This window comes from Kitasatospora sp. MAP5-34, from assembly GCF_029894335.1.
Lineage (GTDB): Bacteria > Actinomycetota > Actinomycetes > Streptomycetales > Streptomycetaceae > Kitasatospora.
Genome location: NZ_JARXZC010000103.1, coordinates 1 through 1,626 on the forward strand (window position 1 = coordinate 1; position 1,626 = coordinate 1,626).

Genomic DNA, 1,626 nt, shown 5'->3' on the forward strand with positions numbered 1-1,626 from the left:
TGAGTGGTGTGCATCGTGAAGTGGCAGGTCACGGGCCTGGTGTGCGTCGGCGTCGGGGTGCTCACGCTGGTTGCGGGCGGATGGCTTCGGTGAAGATCGTCGGTCAGCGGGCGACTTCCCGGTTCGTCAGGACCAGCAGGGCCCGCACCAGCGCGGTCGCCCACTTCGGGTCGGTGCGGACCTTGCCGAGCACGCGCCAGTTCTTCAGGTGCGCGAAGCCGTGCTCGACCGGGGCCCGGACCGCGGCCAGCGCCTTGTTGGACAGCTTCTGCCCCCGGGTCAGGGGCCGGTTGCGGGCGGCCTTGTAGCCGGTGATCACCGTCGGGTCGGCGTCCGGGCCGCTGTCGTCGAGGCCGACGAAGCCCAGGTCGGCGATCGCGCCGAGGCCGGCCGCGCGCAGATGGGCGGTCAGTTTGTCGTGGCGGCACGCGGTGATCTCCGAGGTGCGTCCGGGTCGGACCGCGCTCACCCAGACCAGGCGGCCCTTGTCATCGGTGAGCGCGATCACGAGCAGGCCGTGGCATTTGTGCTTGCCGGAGTAGTTCTTCCGGTTCTCGGTCCCGGTGCGGCGGCGGGTGCGTATCAGAGAACCGTCCAGCAGGACCACCCCGCCACCCGATCGGGCGATCTTCTTGAGCGTGCGGTCCAGGCGCGGGGCGCGGGCGGCCAGCAGGCCGACGACCTCGCGCACCCACCGGGTCACGGTGGTGCGGTGCACCCCGTTCCCGCCGGCCAGGTCGCCGGGCCGCTGGTCACAGCGCAGCACCGCCAGCACGATGCCGGCGATCCTCCCTGCCGACAGGGCCCGCCACCGCGATCCGATCTTCTTGCAGTGGCCGCGTATCAGCTCGGCGAGCCAGTTCAAGGTGACACTCGACAGCGGCAGGCGGGCAGTGTAGACAAGACCTTCGGGGCCCTCGACGAGACCGTTGTTTTTCTTCACACCAAACTCAACTGCCGCCGGGGGCCCTCCGGTTACGCCCTACGGCGCGCAGGACCTGGACGGCTACAGCCGTGCGGTGAACTTCCCGTCGCCGCGTTTGTGCAGCCAGCCGCGGTCCGCGAGCCTGACCAGTTTCGCCCGCAGCGGCTCCAGCTTCCCGCGCACCTTCACCTGAAGGCCCAGCTCTTCGCCCACTGCCCGCACCTGCACCGGACCGCCGGCGGCTCGCACGATCGCCAGGATCCGGCGGTAGTCGTCGGGCAGCGCGGTCTCGTCAACGCTGCCGCCACGGTGCGGGACCAGCAGCATCGCACACCCGCCGACCTGCGCTGACGCCGGTGCGACGGCAGTCCGTTCCCCAGCTGTCCGCTCGCTCATCCGCGTCAGGACCCTCTCGGCGACTGCGAGTTCGTCCCGCTCGGCCTTCACCTCGTCCAACTGCTTGACCAGCTGTTCTTCCAGCTCGTCCAATTCCGCGCGGCGCGCGGCGATCCGTTCCAGTACCTCGGGGTCCACCATGCCCGGGAGCGTAGGAGCATCGCGGGCTGGAACGGGCCAGAACCCACGAAGACCTCCCTGCCCGACGATCTACACGGCAGACTGCCGCGCGTGACCAGCACGAGCACCGGGCCACGGAATCACGCCAGGCCCGTGACCTGCCACTTCACGATGCACACCACTCA

The 1,626-nt window shown here is 70.0% G+C and carries 2 protein-coding genes; both read right to left on the reverse strand.

What is annotated here, in order from left to right; all coding sequences use genetic code 11:
* Positions 1 to 103: 103 nt before the first annotated feature.
* Positions 104 to 943 (reverse strand): transposase family protein, encoded by an 840-nt coding sequence (locus P3T29_RS32550; protein WP_280720287.1) that lies wholly within the window; start codon positions 941 to 943, stop codon positions 104 to 106.
* 63 nt (positions 944 to 1,006) lie between these two features.
* Positions 1,007 to 1,462 (reverse strand): hypothetical protein, encoded by a 456-nt coding sequence (locus tag P3T29_RS32555; RefSeq protein WP_280720288.1) that lies wholly within the window; start codon positions 1,460 to 1,462, stop codon positions 1,007 to 1,009.
* Positions 1,463 to 1,626: the final 164 nt, after the last annotated feature.

Coding starts and splice junctions, on each gene's coding strand:
- P3T29_RS32555 (WP_280720288.1), bottom strand. CDS start 1,462: ATGGTGGACCCCGAGGTACTGGAACGGATCGCCGCGCGCCGCGCGGAA.